This window comes from Halopseudomonas pelagia, from assembly GCF_009497895.1.
Lineage (GTDB): Bacteria > Pseudomonadota > Gammaproteobacteria > Pseudomonadales > Pseudomonadaceae > Halopseudomonas > Halopseudomonas pelagia_A.
In genome coordinates this window covers 3,457,506-3,483,922 of record NZ_CP033116.1, presented here as the reverse complement: position 1 = coordinate 3,483,922, position 26,417 = coordinate 3,457,506, and the positions used below count along the sequence as shown (strand labels likewise).

Genomic DNA, 26,417 nt, shown 5'->3' with positions numbered 1-26,417 from the left:
GCAGAGCATGCGTCGTCGTCGACACGAAGAACACGAGAATCACGAACGCTGGCTGGTTTCCTATGCGGACTTCATCACCCTGCTGTTTGCGTTCTTCGTGGTCATGTATTCGATCTCGTCGGTCAATGAAGGCAAGTACAAAGTGCTTTCCGACACCATGGAAGGTGCATTCAATCAGCCGCAGCGCTCGATGGAACCCATCCAGATTGGTGAGGAAATACCCCGTGGACTGAGCCGCAGCGACGCGCCGGGCACAGCTGGTACCGATGCCGCGGCGGCTGAAACGGCTGCTGCTGATCCGTTGCAGGAGATCACCGCGGCGATGGAGGCGGCTTTTGGTGAGCTGATCGCAGCCGGTGATCTGGAGCTGCGGGGTAACGAGTTATGGATCGAGATTGAGCTTAATTCCAGCCTGCTGTTTCCCAGCGGCGACGCCTTGCCACTGGATGCCGGCTTTAATCTGATCGAAAAAATCGCCGGCATTTTGGCGCCTTATCAGAACCCGATTCACGTCGAAGGTTTTACCGATAATGTGCCCATAGGTTCGCGGCTTTATCCTACCAACTGGGAGCTTTCGGCCGCTCGGGCGGCGAGTGTGGTGCGCATGCTGGGCATTGGCGGGGTCAATCCGGAGCAAATGGCGGCGGTGGGCTACGGCGAGTTCCGCCCGGTAGCGGACAACACCACAGAGGCAGGGCGCCGCGCCAATCGTCGGGTGGTATTGTTGATTTCCCGTCACCTGGATACACGGCACGAGGCGTTCCGTGGTGGCGAAGATGCAAGCATGGATGGAAGCGTGGATGGAAGCGTGGATGGAAGCGTGGATGGCATGCGCGCCGCGCGCAGTGAGTCTGGCACGGCTCCTGCACAGTAAAGGATTCAATTGGCACCCGTGGGTGCAGCGTCATTTTGTTGTCGTAGGTGGGGTGCGCCGACATGTCGGCAGCATACCCCCGGAGGAAGGTTATGAAAGTCTGGGCAGTGGCCAATCAAAAAGGCGGCGTGGGTAAAACCACGACGGCAGTGGCTTTGGCTGGCCTGCTGGCAGATCAGGGGCAAAAGGTGCTGGTGGTCGACCTGGACCCGCACGGCTCGATGACCAGTTACTTCGGGCATGATCCAGACAGCCTGACCAGTAGTGTATTCAATTTGTTTCAGCACAAGGGCCAGGTTCCGGAAGGGCTGGCACAGGCGCTGTTGTTAAACACCAGCCACGAGAATATTCGCCTGCTACCCTCCAGCACCTCACTTGCCACGCTCGAGCGGCAGTCTGCCGCGCAGGGTGGCTTTGGTCTGGTGCTGTCACGTGCGCTGGCACAGCTCTGGGACGACTACCAGTTTGTGCTGATCGACAGCCCGCCGCTGTTAGGGGTGTCAATGATCAATGCGCTGGCAGCGTGCGAGCAACTGGTCATTCCGGTACAGACCGAATTCCTGGCGATGAAAGGCCTGGAACGCATGGTGCATACGCTGGACATGGTCAACCGCTCACGCAAGCAGGCGTTGCCTTACACCATAGTGCCCACCTTGTTTGATCGGCGTACCCAGGCGTCGCTAAGTACCTTGCGGATGTTGCGGCGTGATTATCCAGATCACCTGTGGCAGGCTTATGTGCCCATCGACACCAAGCTGCGCGATGCCAGCTTGGCCGGCCTGGTGCCATCCAGAGTGGATGCTGGAGCGCGCGGCGTACTCGCTTATCGTGCACTGTTGCGTTATCTGCTGGCGCAGGCTGTACCGCGCCGCGAGCAGGTGGCCTGATGCAATTGCCGTTAATGCTCGGCGGCTTTCAGCCGATACTGTTTGATAGTCCGATACACAATACTTTCCTGTAAAAGCGAGTTATGACCAAGCCCTTGCCCGTACAGCAGTTTATTCCGCAACAGACGATCCAGAGTTATCTGGATGCGTTGCTGCAGGATGCTATCGAGGATTTGAGCCTCGCTGAAGAGCTGGAGGCGCAGCCTGTCGCTGAGGCAGTGCCCTATGCTGAGCCGCCCGCGGTCGACATCAGCCGCGCGGTTATCGAGACCACCGCGGTGGCGGTGAAAGAGGTCGAGGCTGAAGTTGAGGTTGAGGCAGAGAACGTATTGCCGTTGGTAGAGCAACCGCAATGGCGTGAGCAACCTTTCGAGGCGCTGCTTTTCGATGTTGGCGGCTTGACCCTGGCGGTGCCGCTGATTTTGCTTGGGACAATTCATCCGCTGGACAGCGAAATTACCCCGCTGTTTGGCCAGCCTGACTGGTTTCTCGGCATCATGCCGACGTCTGCGGGTAATTTGAAAGTGCTGGACACCGCGCGTTGGGTCATGCCGGAACGCTATACACCGGCGCTGCGCGATGATTTGCGCTTCGTTATCTCTGTGCAAGGGCATGAGTGGGGGCTTGCGGTGCATGATGTGAGCAAGTCGGTGAAGTTGACGCCCGAGCAGATTAAATGGCGCTCGCAGGAAGGCAAGCGGCCTTGGTTGGCGGGTACGGTGATTGAACATATGTGTGCGCTTGTGGACGTCTCGGCCTTGGCAGGTTTGATTGCCGCCGGTGCAAAGACTCAGCAGGGCGCAAAAGTAGAGCGGGCACTGGCGTGAGCGTCAGGGCCTGATGATAATGAGTGACTGGGTACCGGCCTCTGAGCCGGATCGGCATCAATGAAGATCGGGAAGCTAGAGAATGAAAAACAATACCGCACAGGGCGCTGAAGATCCGATCCTGCAATGGGTGACCTTCCGCCTCGACAACGAGACCTATGGCATCAATGTCATGCAGGTGCAGGAAGTATTGCGCCACACCGAGATTGCGCCGGTCCCAGGTGCGCCCTCTTATGTGTTGGGCATCATCAACCTGCGTGGCAATGTGGTGACGGTGATCGACACACGTCAGCGTTTTGGCTTGACCCCCGCACCGATCACCGACAATACCCGCATCGTGATCATCGAGGCGGACAAACAGGTGGTCGGCATTCTGGTCGACAGCGTTGCCGAAGTCGTTTACCTGCGTCAGTCGGAGATCGAAACTGCGCCTAACGTTGGTACTGACGAGTCGGCCAAATTTATCCAGGGCGTGTGCAACAAGAACAACGAGCTGCTGATCCTGGTTGATCTGGAAAAGATGATGACCGAGGATGAGTGGGCCGAGTTGCAGGGCTTCTGATCACTATGCTCGGGTCTGGCGCATGGCTTATGTTGTTACTGGGTTTGGGCCTCGGGGTATTGCTCGCGGCCTTTGTCGCTGTGTATCTGCAGCTCAAGCGCCTGGGCGGCAGGGTCACACAGCAGGATAGCCAGCAGCTCGAACGCATTCAGCAGCTTAAAACCGAAGTGCTGACGTATCAGCAAGGCAGTATTCGCATGGGTGAGGAGCTGGTGGCGCTGCGCGACCAGCTCAAGCGCATCGAAGACAAACAGATGCGCATCGAACAAACTGACCCCCAGTCCCTGCCTTACAATCAGGCTGCCCGCCTCGTCGGTCTGGGCGCCAGTGTGGAAGACCTCACGCAATCTTGCGGGCTGTCCAAGGCTGAAGCCGAGCTGGTTGCCAAGTTACACGCCGCGCGTAAGCCCTGAGCGGTTCACAACCTCTATATTTCCTCTTCTGGCTCTACAAAGCCGTCTGGCCTCTTGCCCTTGAGATACCAGGCAAAAGCAATGATCTCGGCAATAGTCCGGTATAACGCTTCAGGAATCTGATCGCCGAGCTCCAGCCGCGCCAGGACGCTGGCCAGTTCTGCGTTCTCGTAGATGGGCACCTCGTAGGCCATGGCCAGCTCAATAATCTGCTCGGCCAGGTCTCCCTCGCCCTTGGCGGTCAGGGTCGGAGCCTGATCGCCGTCGTACACCAGCGCAATGGCTTCACGGGGCTTGTGCATCATGTCACCTCATCAATCCAGCGTTGTTGCAGAGCCTGCTTGGGCTGTGGCGGCATGCCCTGGTGGCAACTCAGCTCACCAACATCCAGCCCTTTCGCCAGTAGGCGGTCACGCAACAGGCGCAGTTCGCCGTCTAGCAGGGACAGCGTCTGTGGCTGTTCGGCCCAGAATTCACTGCTGACCCGCCCCTTGTAGAGCTTGGCGATCGCCTGCAGGCTGCCCAACTGGTCCAGGTTGAAGGCCAGGCGGACCTCCCAATGCGGAGTTTTTTCTACCTGCCGCGCCTCGGGTGCACTGTCATCACGCTGAATACGTACCTGTACATGACTGAACTGTTGGCCATCACGTACAGGAATTTCCAGCTGCCAGACGGTCTGGCTGCTGCCATCGGAAAAGCTTTGCGACTGACCGAGACTTTGCAGTTGATGGTGCTGGATCCGCGACAGTAACGCCGCGGTCAGGCGCAGCAGGGCGCCGAGATCCGGCGCGTCGGTCATGCCTTGAACCACCCGGCTGGCTACTGGAAAGCTTTGTTCAGTGGCCCCGCCGGCGCCTTGTTTCCAAGGGCTGAAGGGTAGGGCCAGTTCCTTGATCGCGCCGGGGGATAACTGCTGCTGCAAGCTGATGGCCAGGTGTATCAACGACGCCTTCAGATCGGCACCCGGCAGCGGCGGAGTAGCGGGGCTGACCGGCAAAGTGGAGAGCGCGGCCAGCAACTTGCTCAGCGCCGGGCTGGGATTGGTGCCGGCGGGCGCCGCAGCCGTTTCGGCGGCAGCACCCTTCAGCAGTCCAGCCAGCTGCGCGAGGTTGGGCTCAAGAAAAGCGCCACTGCGCTGCACGGCCTGTTCCACGCCAGCGGGGGTCATCAGTTGTTGCAATGAAGCGACCTGCTGAAGCACCTGCTGCATGGCACTTTGCACGCTAGCCGGCATGGCTGGCGCCGCTACGGCAGGCGCAGCGCTCTGGCCCGAGGTTTGGCCGAGATTCTGACTAAGCTTCTGCAAACTGCTGAATAACGGCTCGGACGAACCCTGACGTTGCAGGCTATCTTTCAACCCTTGCAGCAATGCCAGAGTCAATTGCTGGCGTGCGGGGTCGGGAATGCGCAGCTCGCCCTGGCTACCCACCAGCGCGGTAATCAGCGTGCCCGGATCCAGTGGCTTGCTGCTGGTCAGGCTCAGGTTGCTGCCGCTGGCCGCGCCTTCCAGCAGCCGGGCGATGATCGCAAAACGTTGCTGCTCACCCTGCGCCAGCACCTGCTGACTGACAACTTGAGCCTGGACGCTGGAGCCCGGTGGAAACATGGCGGGATCAAGGCGCGTCAGCATGTCTGCAGCTGGTGCTTTACCGGTGGGCTGCAGCACGGCCATCAGCTGGGTTTGGCTGATCGCCTGCAGCACCAGCGCTGCGCCGCTGGGCACTGCTCTGGGGCTGGTGGCCACTACCTGTTGTGCCGGCGCCGTCGTGTTTTGCGCTAAGCGCAACAAGAGTTCAAACTCACCTCCCTTTGGCGTACTGGTGAGCACTTCAGCGCGGGTGGTTTGCCCGGGTGGGAACAGCAGTGCGTCAATCGGACGCAGCAGTTGCAGAGCCACAGCGGCGGGGTCTGCCGGCCTGGCTACAGGCCCCGTTACTGAGGGGCTGGGGCTGCTGGGTGGAAGTCTGATATCGGTGTTCATGTAGTCACATGTTGACGTAAATCACGGTCCTTGTCAGGGGGGCTGTATGTATAATGGCACAGCCTGCCGCCAGTGCCCGCCGCTGCGCATCAGTGCCTGGCCAAATGGCCCTGTCATAGTTAGCGGCCGCTGGCAGGTAAACATGAATACACCAGGCCCAGAGCCTGGCAATGTGCGAAAACAGTTGGAGAACAGGTGAAGACACTGCCCATCACTTTGCATCAGCTCGCCTGCGAACGCGATCAGCGTGAGTTGTTTGATGGGGTGTCTCTCCAGTTGCAATCCGGAGAGGTGCTGCAGGTGGCCGGCCCCAACGGCTCAGGCAAAACCAGCCTGTTACGCATACTGGCCGGACTGCTGCCTCCGGTCGCGGGCGATATTCGTTACGGTGATGATTCGATTTTTCAGGCCGCTGGACGCGACCGCTGGCGACAGGATCGTCTGTTTATTGGTCATGCGCCGGCAGTAAAAGGTGCGTTGAGCGCCGAAGAAAATCTGGCCTGGCTGTGCGCCCTTAGTCAGCCGGTCAGCACCGCCGCTATCTGGCAGGCGCTGGAGCAGGTAGGGCTGCGTGGCTTCGAGGACGTGCCCTGCCATCATTTATCCGCTGGGCAGCAGCGGCGTGTAGCCCTGGCGAGACTGTATTTGCAGGCGCATCCGGTGTGGATTCTGGACGAACCCTTCACCGCGATCGATCGGGCTGGCGTGGCTGCTCTGGAGCAACATTTGCTGGCGCATGCGGCGCGCGGCGGCACGGTGGTTCTGACCACGCATCACAGTCTCGATCATCTGCCGGGGTTGCGCACTCTGGATCTGGGGCAGGTGGCCTGATGCGGCAGATTGTCTGGCTATTGTTTTGCCGTGAATGGCGTCTGGCCTGGCGCAGGCCGGGTGACTTGCTCAATCCACTGGTGTTTTTTGCCATTGTCATCAGCCTGTTTCCGCTGGCCGTTGGCCCGGAGCCAGGCATGTTGCGCAGCATGGCGCCGGGGGTGATCTGGGTTGCCGCCTTGCTGGCCACCTTGCTGTCGCTGGACGGCATGTTCCGTAGTGATTACGAGGATGGCTCGTTGGAGCAATGGGTGTTGTCCGCGCACCCGCTGGCCTTGATGGTATTGGTCAAGGTGCTGCATCACTGGCTGATCAGCGGCTTGGCTCTGGTATTGCTGGCCCCGCTGTTCGGGCTGATGCTTTCGCTGCCACCCTCGGTGCTGCCGGTGTTGTGCCTGAGCCTGTTTCTCGGCACCCCGGTACTGAGCTTGCTAGGGGCGGTCGGTGCGGCGTTGACGGTGGGATTGAAAACCGGCGGGGTATTACTGGCCCTATTGATCCTGCCCCTGTACATTCCGGTGCTGATTCTGGGCACCGGGGCCGTTGAAGCGGCGATGCAAGGCCTGCCGGTTGCAGGCTATGCGCTATGGCTGGGCTGCCTGGCGGTACTCAGCCTGAGCCTGGCACCGCTGGCGATTGCCGCGGGTTTGCGCATCGGGGTGAGTGAATGAGCGGAGAAACAGAGCAATGAGTTGGCGTTTTTTCCACAAACTGGGTTCGCCCAAATGGTTTTACGATATCAGCGGCCGCTGGCTACCCTGGTTTGCCGTGGCGGCCGCGCTGCTGCTGGGCGTCGGGGTCATCTGGGGGCTGGTTTTTGCCCCTGAGGACTATCAGCAGGGCAACAGTTTCAGAATTATCTACATTCACGTGCCGGCGGCTTTCGTTGCCCAGTCCTGCTACGTGATGCTTGCCGTCGCCGGTGTGGTCGGCCTGGTCTGGCGTATGAAGTTAGCCGATGTAGCGCTGCAATGCGCGGCGCCCATTGGGGCCTGGATGACCGTGATAGCCCTGGTGACCGGCGCTATCTGGGGCAAACCGACCTGGGGAACCTATTGGGTCTGGGATGCGCGGCTGACCTCGATGCTGATTCTGCTGTTCCTGTACTTCGGCATCATCGCCCTGGGCCAGGCGATCAGCAACCGCGAAACCGCGGCTAAAGCCACCGCAGTGCTGGCGATTGTCGGTGTGGTCAATATTCCGATCATCAAGTATTCGGTGGACTGGTGGAACACCCTGCACCAGCCCGCCACCTTCAAGATCACTGAAAAGCCGGCGATGCCGGTGGAAATGTGGCTGCCACTGCTGCTGAGCGTTCTAGGTTTCTATGCGCTGTTCAGTGTCAGCCTGCTGCTGCGCATGCGCCTGGAAGTTCTGCGTCGCGAGAACAAGACTCGCTGGGTGCGTGACATGCTGGAGAAATCGCCATGACTGCATTGTCCGAGTGGTTGGCCATGGGTGGTCACGGGCCCTATGTCTGGTCCGCGTATCTGATAACCCTGGTCGTTCTGGTACTGAATGTCGTCCTGCCGCTGCGCGCTCATCGCCGGCTACTGCAGGTCGAAGCGCGCCGCCGGCGCCGGGAGGAGGTGTAATGCACCCGCAACGTAAAAAGAAACTGCTGCTGATATTGCTCGTGGTGTTCGGCGTGGGTATTGCCGTCGGTCTGGCGCTGACTGCGCTGCAGCAGAATATCAATCTGTTCTATACCCCCAGCCAGATCTCCGCCGGTGAAGCGCCGGAGGGCACGCGTATACGCGCTGGGGGTATGGTGGTGGATGGCAGCCTGACGCGCGCCACGGACAGTCTTGAAGTGCAGTTTGCTGTGACTGACGGCGACAAGCAGGTGCTGGTAGCGTATTCCGGCATACTCCCGGACCTGTTCCGCGAAGGTCAGGGCATCGTTGCACTGGGGCGATTGAACGAGGATGGCATGCTGATGGCTGACGAGGTTCTGGCTAAGCATGACGAGGAATACATGCCGCCGGAAGTGGCGCAGGCGATGGAAAAAGTTAATCAGATGAAGCGGGATGCCGACGCGGCATCCGGCTACTAAGTTGGAGGCAGGATGATTCCCGAGCTTGGCCAGATTGCGCTAATCATTGCCCTGGTACTGGCGGTGCTGCAGGCGACCGTACCCTTGTATGGCGCATGGCGCGGCGACTCCCTGGCCATGGGCTTTGCCCAGCCGGCGGCGATCGCCCAGTGCCTTTTTGTGCTGTTCGCTTTTCTCTGCCTGGTACACGCCTTCGTCACCAATGATTTCAGCGTGACCTATGTCGCACTCAACTCGAATTCGGCGTTGCCCTGGTATTACCGGGTCAGCGCGGTATGGGGCGGGCACGAAGGATCCCTGTTGCTCTGGGCGCTGATACTCGCAACCTGGACCCTGGCCGTCGCGATCTTCTCCCGCGACCTGCCGGATGAAATGCTCAGCCGAGTGCTGGCCGTGATGGGCATGATCAGCGTCGGCTTTCTGCTGTTTATGCTGATGACCTCCAACCCCTTCGACCGGCAACTGCCGTTCTACCCGGCTGATGGCAACGACCTGAATCCGCTGCTGCAGGATTTCGGCCTTATCGTGCACCCGCCGATGCTCTACATGGGTTATGTCGGCTTCTCTGTGGCTTTTGCCTTTGCCATCGCCGCGCTACTCGGCGGTCGGCTGGACGCGGCATGGGCGCGCTGGTCGCGGCCCTGGACCATTATCGCCTGGGCCTTTTTAACCCTAGGCATCGCGCTGGGCTCCTGGTGGGCCTATTACGAACTTGGCTGGGGCGGCTGGTGGTTCTGGGATCCGGTCGAGAATGCCTCCTTTATGCCCTGGCTGGTGGGTACGGCGCTGATCCATTCGCTGGCAGTGACGGAAAAACGCGGTGTGTTCAAGAGCTGGACGGTGCTGCTGGCGATTGCCACCTTCTCGCTTAGCCTGTTGGGTACTTTTCTGGTGCGCTCCGGGGTACTGACCTCAGTGCACGCCTTTGCTACCGATCCCGAGCGCGGCGTATTCATTCTCGGCTTTCTGCTGGTCGTCGTCGGGGGCTCGCTGTTGCTGTATGCGCTGCGCGCACCGGTGGTCAAGAGTCAGATCGGCTTTGCACTCTGGTCGCGGGAAACCTTTCTGCTGATCAATAACGTGATTCTGGTGGTGGCCGCGCTGATGATTCTGCTCGGTACCCTGTATCCGCTGGTGCTGGATGCCGTCAGCGGTACGCTGGTATCGGTCGGCCCGCCGTATTTCAATGCGCTGTTCCTGCCATTGATGGCGTTGCTGATGGCGGCTATGGGGGTGGGCATGCTCAGCCGCTGGAAGGACACGCCGGTGAAGTGGCTGTTCAGCCAGCTCAAGTGGGTGCTGATCGGTGCGGCCATCGCCGCTGTCGCTCTGGCGGTATGGATCGGCGATCACCAACTGGCCGTGGGCAGCATGCTCCTGCTGGTGTTCTGGGTGGTTGGCATGAGCATCAAGGATATCCGCAACAAGATTCGCCACAAGGGCACCGTCAAGGGCCTCCGGGGTCTTACCCGTAGTTACTGGGGCATGACCTTCGCGCACATCGGTATTGCCGTATGCGCGGTGGGCGTTGTGGGCGCAAGTCTATTCGACAGCCAGCGCGACCTGCGCATGGTGCCGGGTGATCAGTTGGAACTGGGTGGCTACAGCTTTCAGTTTGAAGGCGTGCGCCACCTGGAAGGCTCCAACTGGGAGTCGGATAAAGCGGTGGTCAACGTCTTCAGGGATGGTCGGCAGATAACCACCCTGCGTCCGGAGAAACGCCTGTACACCGTACAGAATCAGCTGATGACCGAGGCTGCGATTCACGCAGGTCTGACTCGCGACCTGTTCGTCGCCATGGGCGAACCGCTCGGCGGTGACGCCTGGGCCATGCGTGTGCACATCAAACCTTTTGTGCGCTGGATCTGGCTGGGTGCGCTGTTCATGACCTTTGGCGGCCTGCTGGCCGCCAGCGACAAGCGCTATCGGTTGCGCGGTCGTCAGCGCAAGGCTGCAGCAGTGGCTGTGGAGGGTAACGCATGAAGCGCTCATTGATGCTGTTACCGCTGGCCGTATTCTTACTGCTGCTGGTCTTCCTGTTCAAGGGACTCTACCTGGATAACGAAGACCTGCCATCAGTGCTGATTGGCAAACCTTTCCCTGCCTTTCAGCTGAGTTCGGTGCAGGAAGGTGAGCCGGACATCAGCATGGAAGATCTCAAGGGTCAGCCTTCACTGGTCAATGTCTGGGCGACCTGGTGTGTGGCCTGCCGGGTTGAGCATCCGGTGCTGAACAAGCTGGCTGAACAGGGTGTGGTGATTCACGGCGTCAACTACAAGGATGACACCGAGTCGGCGCGCAAGTGGTTGCAGGATCTGCACAATCCCTACCAGTTGAATATCAGCGATCCCGAAGGGCGTCTGGGGCTGGATCTGGGTGTGTATGGCGCGCCTGAAACTTTCCTGGTGGATGCCGAGGGCGTGATTCGCTATAAATTTATCGGCGTGATTGATGAGCGCGTCTGGCAATCCGAGCTAGCGCCGCGTTATCAGGCTTTGGTCGATGAGGCTCAACCATGATCCGTCGCCTGTTTCTGTTAATGGCCATGCTCGCGTTTGTACCTGCCGGCCTGGCTGCCATTGATACCTATGAGTTCGATACCGAAGAGCAGCGCGCGCGCTTTTATCAATTGAGTGGGGAGCTGCGTTGCCCCAAGTGCCAGAACCAGAATATCGCCGATTCCAATTCGCCTATTGCCAATGACTTGCGTCGCGAGATCTTTCGCATGCTCGATGAAGGCCAGAGCAATGACCAGATCGTCGAATTCATGGTCATGCGTTATGGCGATTTCGTCCGTTACAAGCCGGCGCTGACCGCGCAGACCGCGGTGCTCTGGTTTGCCCCGGCGGTCTTTCTGCTTGCTGGTTTTATCGGCCTGGTGGTCATGTTGCGGCGCCGCCAGCGCGCCCTGCGTAGCACCGGCGATCAGCATCTGAATGCCGATGAGCAGCAACGGTTGAAATCCCTGTTGGAGAAGAAGTCGCCCCATGACTGATTTTTGGCTATTGAGTGTGGTGTTGCTGGTAGTGGCTGTACTGGCGGTCATCTGGCCGCTGTGGAAACATCGTCAATACAAGCGGGTCGACCGTACTGCGCTGAACGTCGCGCTCTATCAGGAGCGCATGTCTGAACTCGACGCACAGGTGGCCGCCGGTGATCTCACGGTGGCGGAACGCGATTCGGCCCTGGAAGAAGCCAGTCGCCTGCTGCTTGAGGACACGGCGCGGGATGAGAGCGCCGAGCGCCCCAGGCGTCGTGGCGGCCCTTGGCTGCTGATCGTCTCCGCTGGTCTGCTACCGGTTATCGTGGTCGGTTTGTACTTCGCCTGGGGTAACCCTGCAGGCCTGAGCCTCTATCGGGAAATGCAAACCAGCCCGCAGCCGGAGAGTCTGGAAGCGATGATTGATCGCATGCAACGTATTACCGAGGTGCAGCCGGAAAATGGCGAGGCCTGGTATATGCTCGGTAGGGCGTATCTCTCTGCGCAGCAACCGGATCTGGCAGTGGACGCCTTCGGCCAAAGCCTGGAACGTCTTGGCGAGCGCCCGGAGGTACTGGCACAGCTAGCCCAGGCACGCTATTTCGCCGCCGGTAACGAGCTGGACAGCGCTGCGGTAGCGGCTCTGGACAAGGCGTTGGAACTGGAGCCCAACGAGCCCACGGCATTGGGTTTGCTCGGCATAGCTGCTTTTGAAAGTGCCGACTACCCAGGCGCCATCGAATACTGGCAGCGGCTGTTGACCGGCATGCGTCCGGGTAGCGACGGAGCGCTGGCCATCCAGGGCGGTATTGACCGGGCGCGTCAGCGAATCACTGCCGCAGGCGGTGAACTACCGGCACAGGCGGAGCAAAAAGCCGGTGAAGTGATCACGCTGCGCCTTGAGTTGAGCGCAGAGGTAGCTGCGCAGGCCGACCCTGATGCGGTCGTGTTCGTGTTCGCCCGTGACCCTGCCGGCCCACCGATGCCGCTGGTAGCGCGGCGTTTTAGCGTGGCGGATCTGCCGGTGGATGTGGTGCTCAGCAGTGCTGATGCAATGCTGCCTGACGTTGAACTCAGCCAGGGGCAGATATTGCAATTGACTGCGCGCCTGTCGCCGACCGGCGACGCGCTGCAGGGTACGCATCAGGGGCAGGTAGATGAGGTTACCGTAGGTAACCAGCAGGCAGTGCTGCTGACGATTGATCAAGCCCTGAAGCCGGCTCCCTGAAATCCCCGATTGCGCCCTGTCTTACACGGCGCAATCGGCCTCTTAATCTACCCTCTCAATCGACCCTCTCTAGACCCCGAATACCCAGCCCACCAGCGCGTAGCCGGCAAAAGTCACCAGCACTATGCCGATCAGGTTTAACGCAAACCCTGCCTTGATCATGTCACTGATATGCATATGCCCGCTGCCAAACACAATCGCGTTCGGCGGCGTGGCAACCGGCATCATGAAGGCGCAACTGGCGGCTATTGCGGCGGGCACGGTGAAGAAGATCGGCGACACGTCCTGGGACATGGCCAGGGCGCCAAGCAGCGGCAGGAAAGCGGCAGCCGTCGCGGTGTTACTGGTAACCTCGGTGAGGAAGATAATCACCGTAACCACCAGCCCGATCATCAACAGTGCCGAGAGCATATCCAGCACACCCAGACTTTCGGCAATCCAGGTTGCCAGGCCGGAGCTGCTGATCGCACCCGCCAGCGCCAGGCCACCACCGAACAACAGCAGTACGCCCCAGGGCATTTCCTTGGCCGTCTCCCAGTCCATTAGAAACACCCGGTCTCGTGCCCGTACGGGTATCAGAAACATGATGATAGCGGCGGCAATCGCAATCACCGTATCGTTCAGCCAGGGAATCAGGTTGGCCGACAGCAGGGGTTGGAATATCCAGGCCATGGCCGTGGCAACGAATACTATGCCCACCAGCTTCTCGCCCAGGCTCATGGGGCCCAGCGCATGCAACTGCTCACGCAGGCCTTGCGCGCTATGCTCGGACTGCTCGCCAAGCCCGAAGTCCTTGCGCGCCAGCCAGAACCAGATAGCTACCAGCATGGAAGCGGATACCGGCACGCCGATCAGCATCCACTGGGCAAAACCGATCTCAATGCCCTGATTTTCCGCCAGATAGGCGGCCAGCAGCGCATTCGGCGGGGTACCAATCAAGGTGGCAATGCCGCCCACGCTCGCGGCATAGGCAATCGCCAGTAGCAGTGCGGTGGCAAAACGCCGCACGGCTTCCGGGTTGGCGGTGCCCATCATGCTGATCACCGACAGACCAATCGGCAGCATCATGATGGTCGTCGCGGTATTGCTCACCCACATGCTCAAAAACGCGGTGGCAATCATGAATCCGGCAATCTGCCGACGGGGCTGGCTGCCCACCGCGAGCAAGGTCATCAGCGCAATGCGCTTATGCAGGTTCCAGCGCTGCATGGCCAGGCCGAGTACAAAACCGCCCATAAACAGAAAAATGATCGGGTTGGCATAGGGCGTGGTCGCGCTGGCGACCGAGCCCAGGCCGAGCGCTGGAATCAGCACGATGGGCAGCAACGCGGTAGCGGGAATGGCGATGGCCTCGGTGGACCACCAGGTTGCCATCAACAGCATCATGCCCAGGGCCAGCCAGGCTTCGTTGGACATACCACCCGGAGCGGGAAATACCAGGGTGGCCAGAAGGAACAGGGTGCCGAGGATCAGGCCGATGATACGGCTGGCTGGTAGACCCTGAGGGGCATCGGAGGATGCATCGATAGACATGGAAGGCTTCCGCTAACAGAGGTGATGGCGCTCAGGATTGAACGTCGTTAAGGGTAAAGGATAGCAAGGCACCGGCCAGACCGATGGCGGATAACAACACCAGCATCCCGGCCGCGCCAATCAGCGAGCTAAGCAGGCCAAACAGACCGGTAAAGAGTAACAGCAAGCCGATGATGCTGTTGCCGACGGCGACATAGTCGGTGCGTTTATTGCCACCGGCCATGTCCAGAACGTAGGTCTTGCGGCCGACGCGCACGCCGGCATGGGCAATTCCCAGAACGAAGAAAGCGACCGGGAATAGCCAGGCGTGAATCATCTGCGGCAGCTCGACCCACAGGTGCACCGCGACCACTGCCGGACCAAGCAGGCTGGCAAGGAAGGCCGCGCGGATCAGCACTTGCTTGCTCGATTTGTCAGCCATGCGTCCCCAGAACATGGCGCTCAGGCTACTGGCCAGGCCATTGGCGACCAGAAAGGCGCCGAGCATGCTCAGACTGCTGTTCAGTTCCTGCCCGAGCAGCACGTAATAGGGCGCGGACAGCGCAGAACAGAGCAACAGCGCACGGGTAATCACAAAACGCCGGAACGGCGCGTCATCGCGCAGCAGGCTGATCTTGCTCAAGGCCTGGCGCACGGCGTTGTCACCGCCCTCTGTGGCACCTGGCGCTTCGTCTATCACTGTATAGATCAGGCTGGCCGCAACCCAGAGCAACGCCGAAATGACCAGCAAGGCAGCGTAGAATAGCGTGTTGTCGTCGGCTGGCGGCCAGATCATGCAATAGATGCCGAACGCCAGGGCCAGCCAACCCGACAGGCTGCTGGCCAGGCCATTCAAGCGACCGCGGCGGGTCTTGGGCACGGTTTTGCCAATCACATCCTTGCTCGCCACCGAACACAAGCCACGCGCCAGGCTGAACACCACCAGACAGCCGAGGATCAGCAACCCGGCCAGCAAGCCGGTGCTGAGCCATGCGGCAGCGCCCATCGCCAGCAGGGCGGCGGCCTGTATCAGGCTGCCGACGATCCATACCCTCTTGCGCTTTTGCATCTGCCTGACATAAGCAGCTATGAATAACTGTGGCAGCATGGAGCCCGATTCGCGGATCGGTACCAGCCAGGCCACCAGCGCCACGGGTGCGCCGACAATGCCCATCAACCAGGCCAAGGTAGTCTTCGGATTGGTAAGAGTATCGCCCAGGCTGGTCAGGGTAGTGGCCGCGACCTGACGGAAAAAGTTCTGTGGGACGTTGCTGCAGGCACTCTCGGGGATATCCTTGCAAACGCGGGTATCCTCTTCTTCCATCAGGCTGCTGTAGAGCTGATCCATATCCGCGGGCAAGGGCATGCAGGTGTTCGCTTAAACGAGGTAGTCAATGGGATGCTTCGGGGTGTCCGCAATTTTGCCGCACCCGGTACTGCTTGACCACCCTTGGCATGCCTGCGCGCAGGGTATTTCGGCACTGGGGCTTCTCATTGCCTGGCTTGTGGGTAAAAATGCGGGTTTAAGCGACAATCCTCAAGGACAGATGATTCAATGCGATTGAAATGCATCAAATTGGCGGGGTTCAAGTCCTTTGTGGACCCCACTACGGTGTTCTTTCCGACCAACATGGGCGCAGTAGTCGGCCCGAATGGTTGTGGGAAGTCGAACATCATTGATGCAGTGCGTTGGGTCATGGGTGAGAGTTCGGCGAAGAATCTGCGTGGTGAGTCGATGACCGATGTCATCTTCAATGGCTCAAACTCGCGTAAGCCGGTGAGTCAGGCATCCATCGAGCTGATCTTCGACAATAGCGACGGTACCCTCAAGGGCGAGTATGCCGGCTATAACGAAATCTCCATCCGCCGCAAGGTCACCCGCGAAGCGCAGAATCAGTACTACCTGAACGGCACCAAGTGCCGGCGCCGGGATATTACCGATATTTTCCTGGGTACCGGTCTGGGCCCGCGCAGCTACTCGATTATCGAACAGGGCATGATCTCCAAACTGATCGAGGCCAAGCCCGATGAGTTGCGGCTGTTTATCGAGGAAGCCGCCGGCATCTCCAAATACAAGGAGCGCCGTCGCGAAACCGAAAATCGTATTCGCCGTACCCACGAGAACCTGGCGCGCCTGACCGATTTGCGTGAAGAGCTGGAGCGCCAATTGGCGCACCTGCAGCGCCAGGCCCAGTCCGCGGAGAAGTACAAGGAATTCAAAGCCGAAGAGCGTCAGCTCAAGGCCCAGCTGCAGGCGCTGCGCTGGCGCGCGATGGACGCCCAGACGGTGGAGCGTGAGCATCGCGTGCGCGAGCTGGAGATCGGCATGGAAGCACTGATCGCCGAGCAGCGCAATGCCGACAGCGAAGTGGAAAAGCAGCGCGACCAGCATGCCGATCTGACCGAATCCTTCAACCAGGCGCAGGCGCGCTATTACAGTGTTGGCGCGGATATCAGCCGTATCGAGCAGGTGCTGCAATTCAACCGTGATCGCCAGCGTCAGCTGTATGACGACATGGAGCAGACCGAGCAGGCCTGGCAGGAAGCGCAAAGCCATCTGAGTCAGGATCAGGCCCTGCTCGCTGACCTGCAGAGCGAACTGGCCGAAATCGAACCTGAGCTGGAAATGGCCAGCGCCGCGGACGAAGACACCAGCGGTGCATTGCAGACCGCCGAAGAGGCCATGCAAAGTTGGCAGTCGGCCTGGGATCAGTTCAATCAGCAGGCTGCAGCTCCACGGCAACAGGCGGAAGTTGAACAGTCGCGTATTCGCCACCTTGAACAGGCCATCGAGCGTCTCAGCGAGCGCATTCAGCGGCTTGAGGATGAGCGCAGCGGCCTGACTTCCGGGCCGCTGGACGACGAACTGGCCGAGCTCGGCGAGCAACTGGCCGAACTTGAACTGCGTAGCGAGAGCGAGCAACAACAACTGGAGGAGTTATCCGAGGGGCTTCAGCAAGAGCGCGAAACCCTTAACGCGCTGCACCAGGAACGGGATATCCGCCGTGGCGAAATCCAGCGCAGCAGCGGTCGGCTGGCATCCCTGGAGGCGCTGCAGCAGGCGGCACTTGATCACGGCCAGGGTGTGCAGCAATGGCTGCAGGAACAGGGCTTGCAGGGCCTGCCACACCTGGCGGAGCAGTTGCAGGTCGAGGCTGGTTGGGAGCGCGCGGTGGAGACGGTGCTCGGTGATGATCTACAAGCAGTGAGTCTGGACAATCTCGACAGTCTTGCCGAAACCCTGGGTGCTTTTGATCAAGGCAGTTTGCGCTTGCTGGATACTCGCCCGAGCACCAACACTGCTATGGAGAATGCGCCGGCCAGCCTGTTTGACAAGGTGCGCTGCCCGGTCGACCTGCGCGCCTGGCTGGGCGCAGTACGCACCGCCGATAGCCTCGAGCAGGCGCTGGGCATGCGTGGTGAGCTGGCCGCGCATGAATCGGTGATTACCCTTGAGGGCTACTGGCTGGGGCCGAACTGGTTGCGTTACCAGCGTGGTGAAGCCAACGAAGCGGGTGTGCTCGCGCGTCAGCAGGAAATCGACACTCTGGAAGCGCGTACTGCCGAGCAGGAAGCTGCGCTGGAAGAGGACAACAAACGCGTTGACGCCTTGCGCGAACGTATTCGTCAGCTTGAACAACAACGCGACGGCCTGCAGCAGGGGCTCGCCAGTCAGAGCCGCGAGCAGGGCGATCTCAAAGCCCAGTGGTCGGCCCGCCAGGTACGCCTGGAGCAGGTCAACGCGCGGCGCCAGCGGATTACCGACGACCTTGAAGACATCAAGGCGCAGCGCAGTGACGAGCAGGAGCAGATCGGCGAAGCACGGATGACCTTGCAGGCGGCGCTGGATCATATGGCCGCCGATGCCGGTCAGCGTGAAGAGCTGCTGCGCCAACGTGATCAGGTTCGCGAGGGATTGGACCATGCGCGCCAGCACGCCCGGCAACACAAGGACAAGGCGCATCAACTGGCATTGCGCGTGCAATCCCTGCGCGCTCAGCAAGATTCGACCAGTCAGGGCCTTGAGCGTCTGACTGCGCAAGCCGAACGCCTGGGCGAGCGCCGTGAACAGCTGAAGATGACCATTGAGGAAAGCCAGGCTCCTGAAGAGGACCAGCGCATGGAGCTGGAGGGGTTGCTCGAGCAGCGCATCCAGGCGGAAAAGGATCTGAGTCAGGCGCGGCAAGCGCTGGAAGCAGTCGATCAGCAGATGCGCGAACAGGATCGGCGCCGCGCACAGGCCGAACAACAGGCTCAACTGTTGCGTGGGCAACTGGACGAGCAGCGGCTGCTTGCCCGTGATCTGCAGACCCGGCGCCAGGGGCTGCAGGAACAGTTGCTTGAATCAGGCTACGATCTTAAAGCGGTACTTGAATTGCTACCTGAGAATGCGACGGAAGCCGACTGGGAGCAGCAGCTAGGCCAATTGGATGCGCGCATCCAGCGCCTGGGTGCAATCAACCTGGCGGCAATCGACGAATATCAGCAGCAGTCCGAGCGTAAACGCTACCTGGATGCGCAGAATGCCGATCTGGAAGAGGCGCTCAGCACGCTGGAGCAGGTGATCCGCAAGATCGACAAGGAGACCCGCAGCCGCTTCAAGGAAACTTTCGACAAGATCAATCATGGATTGCAGGCGCTGTTTCCCAAGGTGTTCGGCGGCGGGCATGCCTATCTGGAACTGACCGGCGACGATCTGCTGGACACCGGCGTGACTATCATGGCCCGGCCACCGGGCAAAAAGAACAGCACCATCCATTTGCTGTCGGGTGGGGAAAAGGCCCTGACGGCCATTGCTCTGGTGTTTTCCATCTTCCAGCTCAACCCGTCGCCGTTCTGCATGCTTGATGAGGTAGACGCGCCGCTGGACGACGCCAACGTGGGGCGTTATGCACGGATTGTTAAAGAGATGTCGAAGCGAGTGCAATTCATTTACATTACGCATAACAAGATCGCGATGGAAATGGCCGACCAATTGCTCGGCGTGACTATGCATGAACCTGGTTGCTCCAGGCTGGTCACAGTAGACGTGGAAGAGGCTGCAGCGCTGGCAGCAGTGTAAAGCTGCGCGCGGGCATGTTAATGTCAGCGCATCAACTTACTTTAAGGTTCGCGCCCAAGGGCTTGAGCCAGAACAGAATCTGAAGAACAGGGTCAGAATATTCATGGATTTCGGTTTGCGTGAGTGGCTCATCATTATCGGCCTACTGGTAATCGCCGGCATTCTATTCGACGGCTGGCGGCGTATGGGCGGTCGGTCGAAAATCCGCTTCAAGCTGGATCGCAGCGTCAAAGACCTGCCCGATCCCGAAGAAGGCAATGACCTGCTGGGGCCGCCCCGCATAGTGGGGCGGCACGAACGCCAGGAGCGTTTCGAACGTGAGGAGCCGTCTTTTGATGAAGATGATTTCGATCCGGATCCGGCGTTGCAGATGCCTGCGGAAAAACGCCAGCCAGAACAGGTAGGCCTGGATCTGGAAGAGCCTGTGCCGGTGCTGCTTGATCCTCTGGCCGCCAGCGGCGTTACCGGCAAACCGTCCAAGCCGGTGAAGTCACGCGAACCCAAAGCGCCGATTCAGCCGAAAGAGCCAGAACCCGCCAAGGAAGCAGCGCCGGTTGAAGAAGTGCTGGTGATCAATGTCATCGCCCGAGACGAAGACGGCTTTGCCGGCTCGGCGCTACTGCAAAGCATCCTTGAAAGCGGCTTGCGTCACGGTGAAATGAATATCTTCCATCGCCATGAAAGCATGAGCGGCAATGGCGATGTGCTGTTCTCCATGGCCAACGCGCTGAAGCCGGGTGTGTTTGATCTGGACGAGATGGATCACACCCGCGTGCGCGCCGTCAGCTTCTTCATGGGCTTGCCCGGTCCGCGGCATCCCAAGCAGGCGCTGGATCTGATGATTGCCGCGGCGCGTAAGCTGGCTCACGAGCTGGGCGGCGATCTGAAGGACGATCAACGCAGCGTTCTCACCGCCCAGACCATTGAGCACTACCGCCTGCGTATTGCCGAATTCGAGCGCAAGCACTACGGCATGCGCCGCTGAGCCAGGCTCTAACCCTTCGCGGCGAGGCCGCCGCTCCCACCGTCATCAGCTCAGGTAGGAGCGGCGGCCCCGCCGCGAAGGGAGGATTGCACGGAGCTGGCCTGGTGGGAGCGGCGGCCTCGCCGCGAATCGCTCTACAACCAGATCGCATCCCAATGCGGATAATCGCCCACACTATCAACCAGACCCGCTCTCAATGGGTTGGCAATGATGTAGCGAGCGATCTTCTTGATATCTTCCTCGCGCCTCAACGCATGATCATGAAAACCCGCTTGCCACCTGAGCGCGCCGATCTGGCGCGCCGATATAGATTTCACCCTACCCATTAGCAGGTTAAGTTGATCGTTCTGCAATTGCACCAACCAGTGCAAATGATCTGGCATGACCACAAAGGCGTGGCTGACGACTTTGCCCATTTCTTGTTGACGGGAAAGTATGTGGATCAAGGTTCGAGCTGCACGGGTGTCGGCGAAGATTGGCTCGCGCTTTTGCGTGACTGTCGTCAGCAAGTAAAACCTGTCTGACTCCGAGCTTCGGCCGAGCCGAAGTCGGTGGCTCCTAGCTTTTTCTTGTGTATCCATAGCTGTCCTCTTTGATGCTGCCAGTAAGCCTAGAGCGTTTATGGGTGGCGTTGAGGGTCGCATGATGGATTTGTGAGTCATTGCACATCTTTCGCGGCGAGGCCGCCGCTCCCACCGGTTATCCGCTCTGGTAGGAGCGGCGGCCTCGCCGCGAAAGCGGGCTGGCGTTAACGCGCAAAGCCTGACGATCTGCCCGGCATTGGTTACAATTGGTTCCTCGTTCTCCGGCCGACACCCATCATGACTCAAACTCAGGACCTGGCTGCCCGCGCGATTGAATTGCGTGAGCAGATTGACCTCCACAACCATCGCTATTACGTGCTCGATGAACCTTCGATTCCCGATGCGGAATACGATCGCCTGTTCAATGAGCTCAAGGCAATCGAAGAAGCCCAGCCTGACCTGATCACGCCGGATTCGCCGACCCAACGCGTGGGTGGCGCTGCGCTGTCTGCGTTCGGCACGGTAGCGCATGAAGTGCCCATGCTCAGCCTGGGCAATGCCTTCGATGAGCAAAGCATGCGCGACTTTGATCGGCGAGTTCGTGAAGGTCTGGATCTGCCGGCGGGTGATCTGTTTGGCGCTGGTGAAGCGGTGGAATATTGTTGTGAGCCCAAGCTCGATGGTCTGGCGGTGAGTCTGCTTTACGAGCATGGGCAACTGGTGCGGGGCGCTACTCGAGGCGATGGCAGCACGGGCGAGGATATCTCCAGCAACGTGCGCACTATCCGCAATGTGCCGCTGAAACTGCGCGGGCAGGGTTGGCCGGCCGTACTCGAGGTGCGCGGTGAAGTCTTTATCAATAAGGCCGGTTTTGAAGCGCTGAACGAGCGTGCCCGCGAAGCCGGCAGCAAAACCTTTGCCAATCCGCGCAATGCCGCGGCGGGTTCGCTGCGCCAACTGGATCCCAATATTACTCGCGCACGGCCGTTGGAATTCTGCTGTTACGGCATAGGCCGTGTCGACGGCGAACTGCCGGATTCTCAAGTAGGCATTCTGCATCAGCTTCGCGAGTGGGGGCTGAGCATCAGCAAGGAGCTCAAGCTCGCCGCAGGGGTGGATGAGTGCCTGGAGTATTACCGGGATATCGGTGAGCGCCGCGCTGTGCTGGGCTACGAGATTGACGGCGTCGTGTTCAAGGTCAACAAACTGGCTTATCAGCGCGAACTGGGTTTCCGTGCCCGTGAGCCGCGCTGGGCTATCGCGCATAAATTCCCGGCGATGGAAGAGATCACCGAGCTGCTCGACGTCGAGTTTCAGGTCGGGCGCACCGGTGCGGTCACGCCTGTAGCACGTCTGCGCCCCGTGCTGGTCGCCGGTGTCACTGTATCCAACGCCACTTTGCACAATATGGACGAAGTTGCACGGCTGGGGTTGATGATTGGCGACAGCGTCATCATCCGCCGCGCTGGCGACGTGATTCCGCAGGTCATGCAGGTGGTGGCTGATAGGCGGCCGGCGGACGCGCGACCGGTGGAAATTCCCGAGCAATGCCCAGTGTGCGGCTCGGATGTTGAACGTACGCAACTGATCAAACGTGGCCGGGGCCGGGAGACTATCAGTGAAGGCGCGGTGTATCGCTGCGTAGGGCGGTTGACCTGTCAGGCGCAGCTCAAGCAGGCGATCATTCACTTTGTCTCGCGGCGCGCGCTGGATATCGATGGACTGGGTGAGAAGATTGTCGAGCAATTGGTCGATACCGGGCTGGTCAGCTCGCCTGCCGATTTGTATCTGCTGACCTACGAACAGGTGCTGGCGCTGGAAGGCTTTGCCGAAATCTCCACCAAGAACCTGCTTGGCTCAATTCAGGACAGCAAACAACCTACGTTGGCGCGGTTTATCTATGCGCTGGGTATTCCTGATGTCGGTGAGGAAACCGCCAAGCTCCTGGCGCGCTCGCTGGGTTCGCTGCAGCGCATCAGTCAAGCCTTGCCTGAGGTACTGGTGTATCTGCCGGATGTGGGGATGGAAGTCGCCCACGAGATCCATGCGTTCTTTGACGACGAGCATAATCAGACGGTGATACGCCAGTTGCTGGAGCGTGGCCTGGTGCTGCAGGAGGAGGGCGAGCTCAATCCGGAACTGGCCGCCAGCGTCAGCCTCGCCGAATTTATCACCCGACTGGAAATTCCTGGGGTAGCGAAGACCGGGGCCGAGCGGTTGGCCGCCAGTTTTACCAGCCTGGAAGCGATCATGCAGGCTGACTGGCTTGAGCTGAAGCGAGTGGAGCGTTTTACCGAGAAGGCCCAGACCGGCCTGCGCGACTACTTCGCCGATGCCCAGCGCCGCGAGCGGGTACTGCAGATTGAGCAGCAACTGAAGGCCTTCGGTATGCACTGGGATAGCCCTCGTGCCGCGCAGAGCGAAGGTATGCCATTGAGCGGCCAGACCTGGGTGCTGACTGGCAGCCTGGAAGCCTTCTCACGTGATGTGGCCAAGGATTATCTGGAAAGCCTGGGGGCCAAGGTGGCGGGCAGTGTATCCGCCAAGACCCATTGTGTGGTGGCTGGACCGGGGGCGGGCAGCAAGCTGGCCAAGGCTGAGCAGCTCAACGTCCCGGTGCTGGATGAGCAGGGCCTGCTGGCTCTGCTCAACGACCATGGTATCGAGCCTTGAGCGATAACACTGCCGCTGCGCCGAGCCTGCCACGTATTGTCCTGGCGCCTATGGAAGGTCTGGTTGATCCCCCCATGCGCGATATTCTGACGCGCATCGGCGGCATTGATCGCTGTGTCAGCGAATTTATGCGCGTGACGGATACCGCATTGAATCTCGGCACGGTAGAGCGCTTTATTCCGGAAATGCACCATGGCTGGAAGACCTGCGCCGGCGTACCCGTGCACCCTCAGTTGCTTGGATCGGATGCCCATTGGTTGGGCGTGAACGCTGCACAGCTGGCGCAATGGGGCGCGCCTGCAATCGATCTGAATTTTGGTTGCCCGGCCAAGACGGTCAACCGTCACGGCGGTGGCGCCACTTTACTGCGCGAGCCGGAGCAGCTGGCGCGTATCGTCACCGCTGTACGCGCTGCCACCCCCGCGGAGATTCCGGTGACGGCCAAGATGCGCCTGGGTTACAGCGATACCAGCCTGACCCTGGACTGTGCTCAGGCACTGGCCGAGTCCGGCGCCGCAGAGATCGCCGTGCATGCCCGGACCAAGATGGACGGCTACAAGCCTCCGGCGCATTGGGAGTGGATCGCGCGTATTCGTGAAGCGGTAAAAGTGCCCGTGATTGCCAATGGCGAGGTCTGGGACCAGGCCGATCATCAGCGCATAGAGGCTATCAGCGGCTGTGACTCGGTGATGATCGGCCGTGGCTTGGTCGTGCAGCCGGATCTGGCGCTGCGCATCAGCCTTGCCCGCGCCGGGTCACCAGTCGAGCCCATGGACTGGCAGGCGCTACTGCCCTGGATCGCCGAGTTCTTCACCCAGACCCGCGAGCGCATGATCGACCGGCACTCACCGGGCAGAATCAAGCAGTGGCTGAGTCTGATGACACGGCAGTATCCGGAGGCTGTCGAGTTGTTCGCGCAGCTGCGTCGGGAAGTGCAGGCGGATGTGATTGAACAGCGGTTATTGGCACTGGCTCCACGTCAGGCTGCTTAGACTCGCGGGTCGCTCTGCACAACGGCATGCCGTTATTCTCCTCCCGAACATCAACACCAAGGTCAAAATGGATTCCCGCCTGCGCGGGAATGACGGTGTGTGTGGGGGAGTGCCGCGGTGTTCTGGTCCCATTCTCGCGAACACGGGAATGACGGGTGGAGATAGGAGTGCGCTGGCTTTCTCGCAGTCATCCTGGCGAAGGCGGGGATCCATTGTTAGGGTTGATTTTGGCATTGGCACTTGTGCTGGACGGCCCGATGCTGGATGTCAGGGTCCGCATGGATTCCCGCCTGCGCGGGAATGACGGGGTAGGGGGACGGAGTGCGGTGGTGTTTTTGTCGTCATCCTCGCGAACGCGGGGATCCATTTTCGGCTGTGGCAACGCCGGGGAAGAGGCGAACACAGTGTTTTCCTCTTACGTCATTCCCGCGCAGGCGGGAATCCAAGCGGTGTTGCCTACTACACCTAAGCCCGGCTCACACCACCTCCGGCCGATACCCCAACCTGATCCCACCCCAATGCCGCCCGCGCACGCGAATCGGCACTGACAGGTCATGCATGATCTCGCCGGTATCGCGCTTATAGGTCTGCAGTAGCAGGTTTTTTTCATGGCTACCGCAGCGCGAGCCGGTGCGGTCATTGAATAGGCGTTTGGTTCGGCAGTGTTGGGTATCGTGCTGCAGGTTGCCATTCGGGCGGGCGCAGAAGGCGCTGTTGTGGGTCGGTACGTAGCCGGCGATGGTGGTGGCTATGGCGTAGACCAGCGCAGGGTTGTCGCGCAGCAGCGGCTCCTGGATCGCGGGCAGTACCTGATCGGTGTAAGCATCGAACTGGCTGGTGTATTGCTGCGGCTGGGTGCCCTGGATGGGTTTGAGCGTTGTATTGAACAACTGCTCCAGGCTCAAATCGCCACTTTGAATATCCGCCTCGAAACGTTCCTCTATCGCCTTGGCCGCCGCCTGCGCGGCTTCGAAACAGCGCTGGTGGTAAGGATCCAGCGCCACCTCGGCCAGCACCTCACTGACCTGTTCGGCAATTTCCACCAGATGGTTGGCTTCATTGCCGAGCAGGCGTGTTTGCTCATCACTGCCGGCCAGATCGGACCTGACCTGCTCGACCGCTGCGGACAGGCTGTCCAGTTGATCGCGATTGGCTGCACTGCTGTGGGCAATCAGCGTGGTGGCCTGTTTGACTGCAGCACCCTGTTGATTGATGCCGGCCAATTGTCCGTCAGCCTGCTGAATCAGCTGCACGCCAGCCTGGATCTGCCCGGTCAGGTCATTGATGCTGGCGGTGACGCGTCCGGCTTGCTGGTGCATCTCGTCGATAATGATCGAAACCTCGGAGGTCGACTGGCTGGTGCGGCTGGCCAGGGCGCGAACCTCGTCCGCCACCACCGCAAAGCCCCGACCCATGTCGCCGGCCCTCGCCGCTTCGATGGCGGCGTTGAGGGCCAATAGGTTGGTCTGGCTGGCGATGCCTTCGATGACCTGGGTCACCTGCACTATCTTGGCTGCGCGCTCGTTCAGCTGCGCAAGCATGGTCAGGCTGTCATCGGCCTTGCTCGCCAGCTGCTGCATCAGGGCGGTAGTGGCGTCCAGGGCCTGTTTGCCCGAAGCACTGCTGGCTAGCGCCGCTTCTGCGGCATGATCGGCATTATCGGCGTAGCTCGCGGTTTGTTCTACCTGTTGCGCGATCGCGCCGGCGTTGCTGGCGGCCTGTGTGGTCGCGGCGAGCTGCGAAGATATACGGCCTGCCAATTGCTCGACCGAGAAGGACACCTCGGCTGCTGCAATGGCGTTACGGCAGGTGGACTGGGATAACTTTCTGGCCAGCTCTTCCAGGCTGTTAGCGTTGCTCGTGGCTGCGTTGGCGTCCGAGCGGCGCAGCTGGGTTAACCAGGGCAGCACAGACAAGGGCACGGCAAACCAGAGGATCTGCGGGCCCAGGTAGACAGCGCCAGCGACGAGGATCAGCAACTGGGCGATGAGGCAAAATATCTTATTATTCGAACCTTTCAGCATGGCGCT

General features: G+C 60.2%; 24 protein-coding genes. 18 read left to right on the top strand and 6 right to left on the bottom strand.

Translation table 11 applies throughout. The features are described 5' to 3' along the window. Window positions 1–7 precede the first annotated feature (7 nt). The 5 genes from motD (at window position 8) to EAO82_RS16015 (ending at window position 3,563) form a co-directional block, all read left to right on the top strand. Window positions 8–874 (top strand): flagellar motor protein MotD, encoded by an 867-nt coding sequence (gene motD / locus EAO82_RS16035; protein ID WP_096348183.1) that lies wholly within the window; start codon window positions 8–10, stop codon window positions 872–874. Window positions 875–966: 92 nt separating this feature from the next. Next, window positions 967–1,761: a ParA family protein gene (locus tag EAO82_RS16030; RefSeq protein WP_096348182.1), complete on the top strand. Its 795-nt coding sequence runs from the start codon at window positions 967–969 to the stop codon at window positions 1,759–1,761. Between the two features lie 83 nt (window positions 1,762–1,844). Beyond that, window positions 1,845–2,588, top strand: coding sequence for a CheW domain-containing protein (locus EAO82_RS16025; RefSeq protein WP_096348181.1), 744 nt, complete (start codon window positions 1,845–1,847; stop codon window positions 2,586–2,588). A gap of 82 nt (window positions 2,589–2,670) precedes the next feature. Further along, window positions 2,671–3,150: a chemotaxis protein CheW gene (locus EAO82_RS16020; protein ID WP_096348180.1), complete on the top strand. Its 480-nt coding sequence runs from the start codon at window positions 2,671–2,673 to the stop codon at window positions 3,148–3,150. Between the two features lie 29 nt (window positions 3,151–3,179). Further along, complete coding sequence (locus EAO82_RS16015) at window positions 3,180–3,563, top strand: DUF2802 domain-containing protein (RefSeq protein WP_231703228.1); 384 nt, start codon at window positions 3,180–3,182, stop codon at window positions 3,561–3,563. 14 nt (window positions 3,564–3,577) lie between these two features. Here the strand turns inward: EAO82_RS16015 and EAO82_RS16010 are convergent, their stop codons facing one another. Further along, entirely contained in the window at window positions 3,578–3,868 is a 291-nt protein-coding gene (locus tag EAO82_RS16010) for an EscU/YscU/HrcU family type III secretion system export apparatus switch protein (protein ID WP_394241935.1), read from the bottom strand. Continuing rightward, entirely contained in the window at window positions 3,865–5,460 is a 1,596-nt protein-coding gene (locus EAO82_RS16005; RefSeq protein ID WP_174958955.1) for a flagellar hook-length control protein FliK, read from the bottom strand. The genes EAO82_RS16010 and EAO82_RS16005 overlap by 4 nt, the downstream gene beginning before the upstream one ends. Window positions 5,461–5,739: 279 nt before the next feature. Between EAO82_RS16005 and ccmA the strand changes: the two genes are divergently transcribed. The 9 genes from ccmA to ccmI are packed head-to-tail and all read left to right on the top strand — an operon-like array spanning window position 5,740 to window position 12,639. Then, on the top strand, window positions 5,740–6,375 hold the full coding sequence (ccmA, locus tag EAO82_RS16000) for a cytochrome c biogenesis heme-transporting ATPase CcmA (RefSeq protein ID WP_096348177.1): 636 nt from the start codon (window positions 5,740–5,742) through the stop codon (window positions 6,373–6,375). Then, window positions 6,375–7,046: a heme exporter protein CcmB gene (gene ccmB / locus EAO82_RS15995; RefSeq protein WP_096348176.1), complete on the top strand. Its 672-nt coding sequence runs from the start codon at window positions 6,375–6,377 to the stop codon at window positions 7,044–7,046. The genes ccmA and ccmB overlap by 1 nt, the downstream gene beginning before the upstream one ends. Before the next feature lie 16 nt (window positions 7,047–7,062). Then, on the top strand, window positions 7,063–7,806 hold the full coding sequence (locus EAO82_RS15990) for a heme ABC transporter permease (RefSeq protein WP_096348175.1): 744 nt from the start codon (window positions 7,063–7,065) through the stop codon (window positions 7,804–7,806). Continuing rightward, entirely contained in the window at window positions 7,803–7,970 is a 168-nt protein-coding gene (gene ccmD, locus EAO82_RS15985; RefSeq protein ID WP_410402955.1) for a heme exporter protein CcmD, read from the top strand. The genes EAO82_RS15990 and ccmD overlap by 4 nt, the downstream gene beginning before the upstream one ends. Further along, window positions 7,970–8,431, top strand: a complete 462-nt coding sequence (gene ccmE, locus EAO82_RS15980) for a cytochrome c maturation protein CcmE (protein WP_096348173.1) — start codon at window positions 7,970–7,972, stop codon at window positions 8,429–8,431. Before ccmD ends, ccmE begins: the two co-directional genes overlap by 1 nt. Window positions 8,432–8,443: 12 nt before the next feature. Continuing rightward, a complete protein-coding gene (locus EAO82_RS15975; protein WP_096348172.1) occupies window positions 8,444–10,414 on the top strand; it encodes a heme lyase CcmF/NrfE family subunit in 1,971 nt (656 codons plus the stop codon). Then, entirely contained in the window at window positions 10,411–10,950 is a 540-nt protein-coding gene (locus EAO82_RS15970; RefSeq protein WP_096348171.1) for a DsbE family thiol:disulfide interchange protein, read from the top strand. The genes EAO82_RS15975 and EAO82_RS15970 overlap by 4 nt, the downstream gene beginning before the upstream one ends. After that, on the top strand, window positions 10,947–11,426 hold the full coding sequence (locus tag EAO82_RS15965; protein WP_174958952.1) for a cytochrome c-type biogenesis protein CcmH: 480 nt from the start codon (window positions 10,947–10,949) through the stop codon (window positions 11,424–11,426). Before EAO82_RS15970 ends, EAO82_RS15965 begins: the two co-directional genes overlap by 4 nt. Beyond that, window positions 11,419–12,639, top strand: a complete 1,221-nt coding sequence (gene ccmI, locus EAO82_RS15960) for a c-type cytochrome biogenesis protein CcmI (RefSeq protein ID WP_096348170.1) — start codon at window positions 11,419–11,421, stop codon at window positions 12,637–12,639. The genes EAO82_RS15965 and ccmI overlap by 8 nt, the downstream gene beginning before the upstream one ends. A gap of 69 nt (window positions 12,640–12,708) precedes the next feature. On the opposite strand, the gene EAO82_RS15955 is transcribed toward ccmI, so the two are convergent. Together EAO82_RS15955 and EAO82_RS15950 are read right to left on the bottom strand one after the other, a co-directional pair. Continuing rightward, on the bottom strand, window positions 12,709–14,172 hold the full coding sequence (locus EAO82_RS15955; RefSeq protein WP_096348169.1) for an SLC13 family permease: 1,464 nt from the start codon (window positions 14,170–14,172) through the stop codon (window positions 12,709–12,711). Between the two features lie 31 nt (window positions 14,173–14,203). Next, a complete protein-coding gene (locus EAO82_RS15950; RefSeq protein ID WP_096348168.1) occupies window positions 14,204–15,517 on the bottom strand; it encodes an MFS transporter in 1,314 nt (437 codons plus the stop codon). A 189-nt stretch (window positions 15,518–15,706) separates the two neighbouring features. On the opposite strand from EAO82_RS15950, the gene smc reads away from it, so the two are divergent. Both smc and zipA read left to right on the top strand, forming a co-directional pair. Then, a complete protein-coding gene (gene smc, locus EAO82_RS15945) occupies window positions 15,707–19,213 on the top strand; it encodes a chromosome segregation protein SMC (protein ID WP_096348167.1) in 3,507 nt (1,168 codons plus the stop codon). Window positions 19,214–19,316: 103 nt separating this feature from the next. After that, window positions 19,317–20,198: a cell division protein ZipA gene (gene zipA, locus EAO82_RS15940; protein WP_096348166.1), complete on the top strand. Its 882-nt coding sequence runs from the start codon at window positions 19,317–19,319 to the stop codon at window positions 20,196–20,198. Window positions 20,199–20,332: 134 nt separating this feature from the next. Here zipA and EAO82_RS15935 read toward each other — a convergent pair whose 3' ends face one another. Continuing rightward, window positions 20,333–20,779 (bottom strand): REP-associated tyrosine transposase, encoded by a 447-nt coding sequence (locus tag EAO82_RS15935; protein ID WP_096348165.1) that lies wholly within the window; start codon window positions 20,777–20,779, stop codon window positions 20,333–20,335. A gap of 240 nt (window positions 20,780–21,019) precedes the next feature. Here EAO82_RS15935 and ligA point away from each other — a divergent pair, with 240 nt between their 5' ends. Both ligA and EAO82_RS15925 read left to right on the top strand, forming a co-directional pair. Further along, a complete protein-coding gene (gene ligA / locus EAO82_RS15930; RefSeq protein WP_096348164.1) occupies window positions 21,020–23,395 on the top strand; it encodes an NAD-dependent DNA ligase LigA in 2,376 nt (791 codons plus the stop codon). A gap of 50 nt (window positions 23,396–23,445) precedes the next feature. Further along, window positions 23,446–24,387, top strand: a complete 942-nt coding sequence (locus EAO82_RS15925; protein ID WP_096348461.1) for a tRNA dihydrouridine synthase — start codon at window positions 23,446–23,448, stop codon at window positions 24,385–24,387. Window positions 24,388–24,863: 476 nt separating this feature from the next. On the opposite strand, the gene EAO82_RS15920 is transcribed toward EAO82_RS15925, so the two are convergent. Next, window positions 24,864–26,411 (bottom strand): methyl-accepting chemotaxis protein, encoded by a 1,548-nt coding sequence (locus EAO82_RS15920; RefSeq protein WP_218838680.1) that lies wholly within the window; start codon window positions 26,409–26,411, stop codon window positions 24,864–24,866. Window positions 26,412–26,417 lie beyond the last annotated feature (6 nt).

Coding starts and splice junctions, on each gene's coding strand:
- smc (WP_096348167.1), top strand. CDS start 15,707: ATGCGATTGAAATGCATCAAATTGGCGGGGTTCAAGTCCTTTGTGGAC.
- EAO82_RS15935 (WP_096348165.1), bottom strand. CDS start 20,779: ATGGATACACAAGAAAAAGCTAGGAGCCACCGACTTCGGCTCGGCCGA.
- ligA (WP_096348164.1), top strand. CDS start 21,020: ATGACTCAAACTCAGGACCTGGCTGCCCGCGCGATTGAATTGCGTGAG.
- ccmI (WP_096348170.1), top strand. CDS start 11,419: ATGACTGATTTTTGGCTATTGAGTGTGGTGTTGCTGGTAGTGGCTGTA.
- ccmD (WP_410402955.1), top strand. CDS start 7,803: ATGACTGCATTGTCCGAGTGGTTGGCCATGGGTGGTCACGGGCCCTAT.
- motD (WP_096348183.1), top strand. CDS start 8: ATGCGTCGTCGTCGACACGAAGAACACGAGAATCACGAACGCTGGCTG.
- EAO82_RS15950 (WP_096348168.1), bottom strand. CDS start 15,517: ATGCCCTTGCCCGCGGATATGGATCAGCTCTACAGCAGCCTGATGGAA.
- EAO82_RS16025 (WP_096348181.1), top strand. CDS start 1,845: ATGACCAAGCCCTTGCCCGTACAGCAGTTTATTCCGCAACAGACGATC.
- EAO82_RS15955 (WP_096348169.1), bottom strand. CDS start 14,172: ATGTCTATCGATGCATCCTCCGATGCCCCTCAGGGTCTACCAGCCAGC.
- EAO82_RS16030 (WP_096348182.1), top strand. CDS start 967: ATGAAAGTCTGGGCAGTGGCCAATCAAAAAGGCGGCGTGGGTAAAACC.
- EAO82_RS15990 (WP_096348175.1), top strand. CDS start 7,063: ATGAGTTGGCGTTTTTTCCACAAACTGGGTTCGCCCAAATGGTTTTAC.
- EAO82_RS15920 (WP_218838680.1), bottom strand. CDS start 26,411: ATGCTGAAAGGTTCGAATAATAAGATATTTTGCCTCATCGCCCAGTTG.
- EAO82_RS16015 (WP_231703228.1), top strand. CDS start 3,180: ATGTTGTTACTGGGTTTGGGCCTCGGGGTATTGCTCGCGGCCTTTGTC.
- ccmE (WP_096348173.1), top strand. CDS start 7,970: ATGCACCCGCAACGTAAAAAGAAACTGCTGCTGATATTGCTCGTGGTG.
- EAO82_RS15975 (WP_096348172.1), top strand. CDS start 8,444: ATGATTCCCGAGCTTGGCCAGATTGCGCTAATCATTGCCCTGGTACTG.
- EAO82_RS15965 (WP_174958952.1), top strand. CDS start 10,947: ATGATCCGTCGCCTGTTTCTGTTAATGGCCATGCTCGCGTTTGTACCT.
- EAO82_RS16020 (WP_096348180.1), top strand. CDS start 2,671: ATGAAAAACAATACCGCACAGGGCGCTGAAGATCCGATCCTGCAATGG.
- EAO82_RS15970 (WP_096348171.1), top strand. CDS start 10,411: ATGAAGCGCTCATTGATGCTGTTACCGCTGGCCGTATTCTTACTGCTG.
- EAO82_RS16010 (WP_394241935.1), bottom strand. CDS start 3,868: ATGATGCACAAGCCCCGTGAAGCCATTGCGCTGGTGTACGACGGCGAT.
- zipA (WP_096348166.1), top strand. CDS start 19,317: ATGGATTTCGGTTTGCGTGAGTGGCTCATCATTATCGGCCTACTGGTA.
- ccmB (WP_096348176.1), top strand. CDS start 6,375: ATGCGGCAGATTGTCTGGCTATTGTTTTGCCGTGAATGGCGTCTGGCC.
- EAO82_RS15925 (WP_096348461.1), top strand. CDS start 23,446: ATGGAAGGTCTGGTTGATCCCCCCATGCGCGATATTCTGACGCGCATC.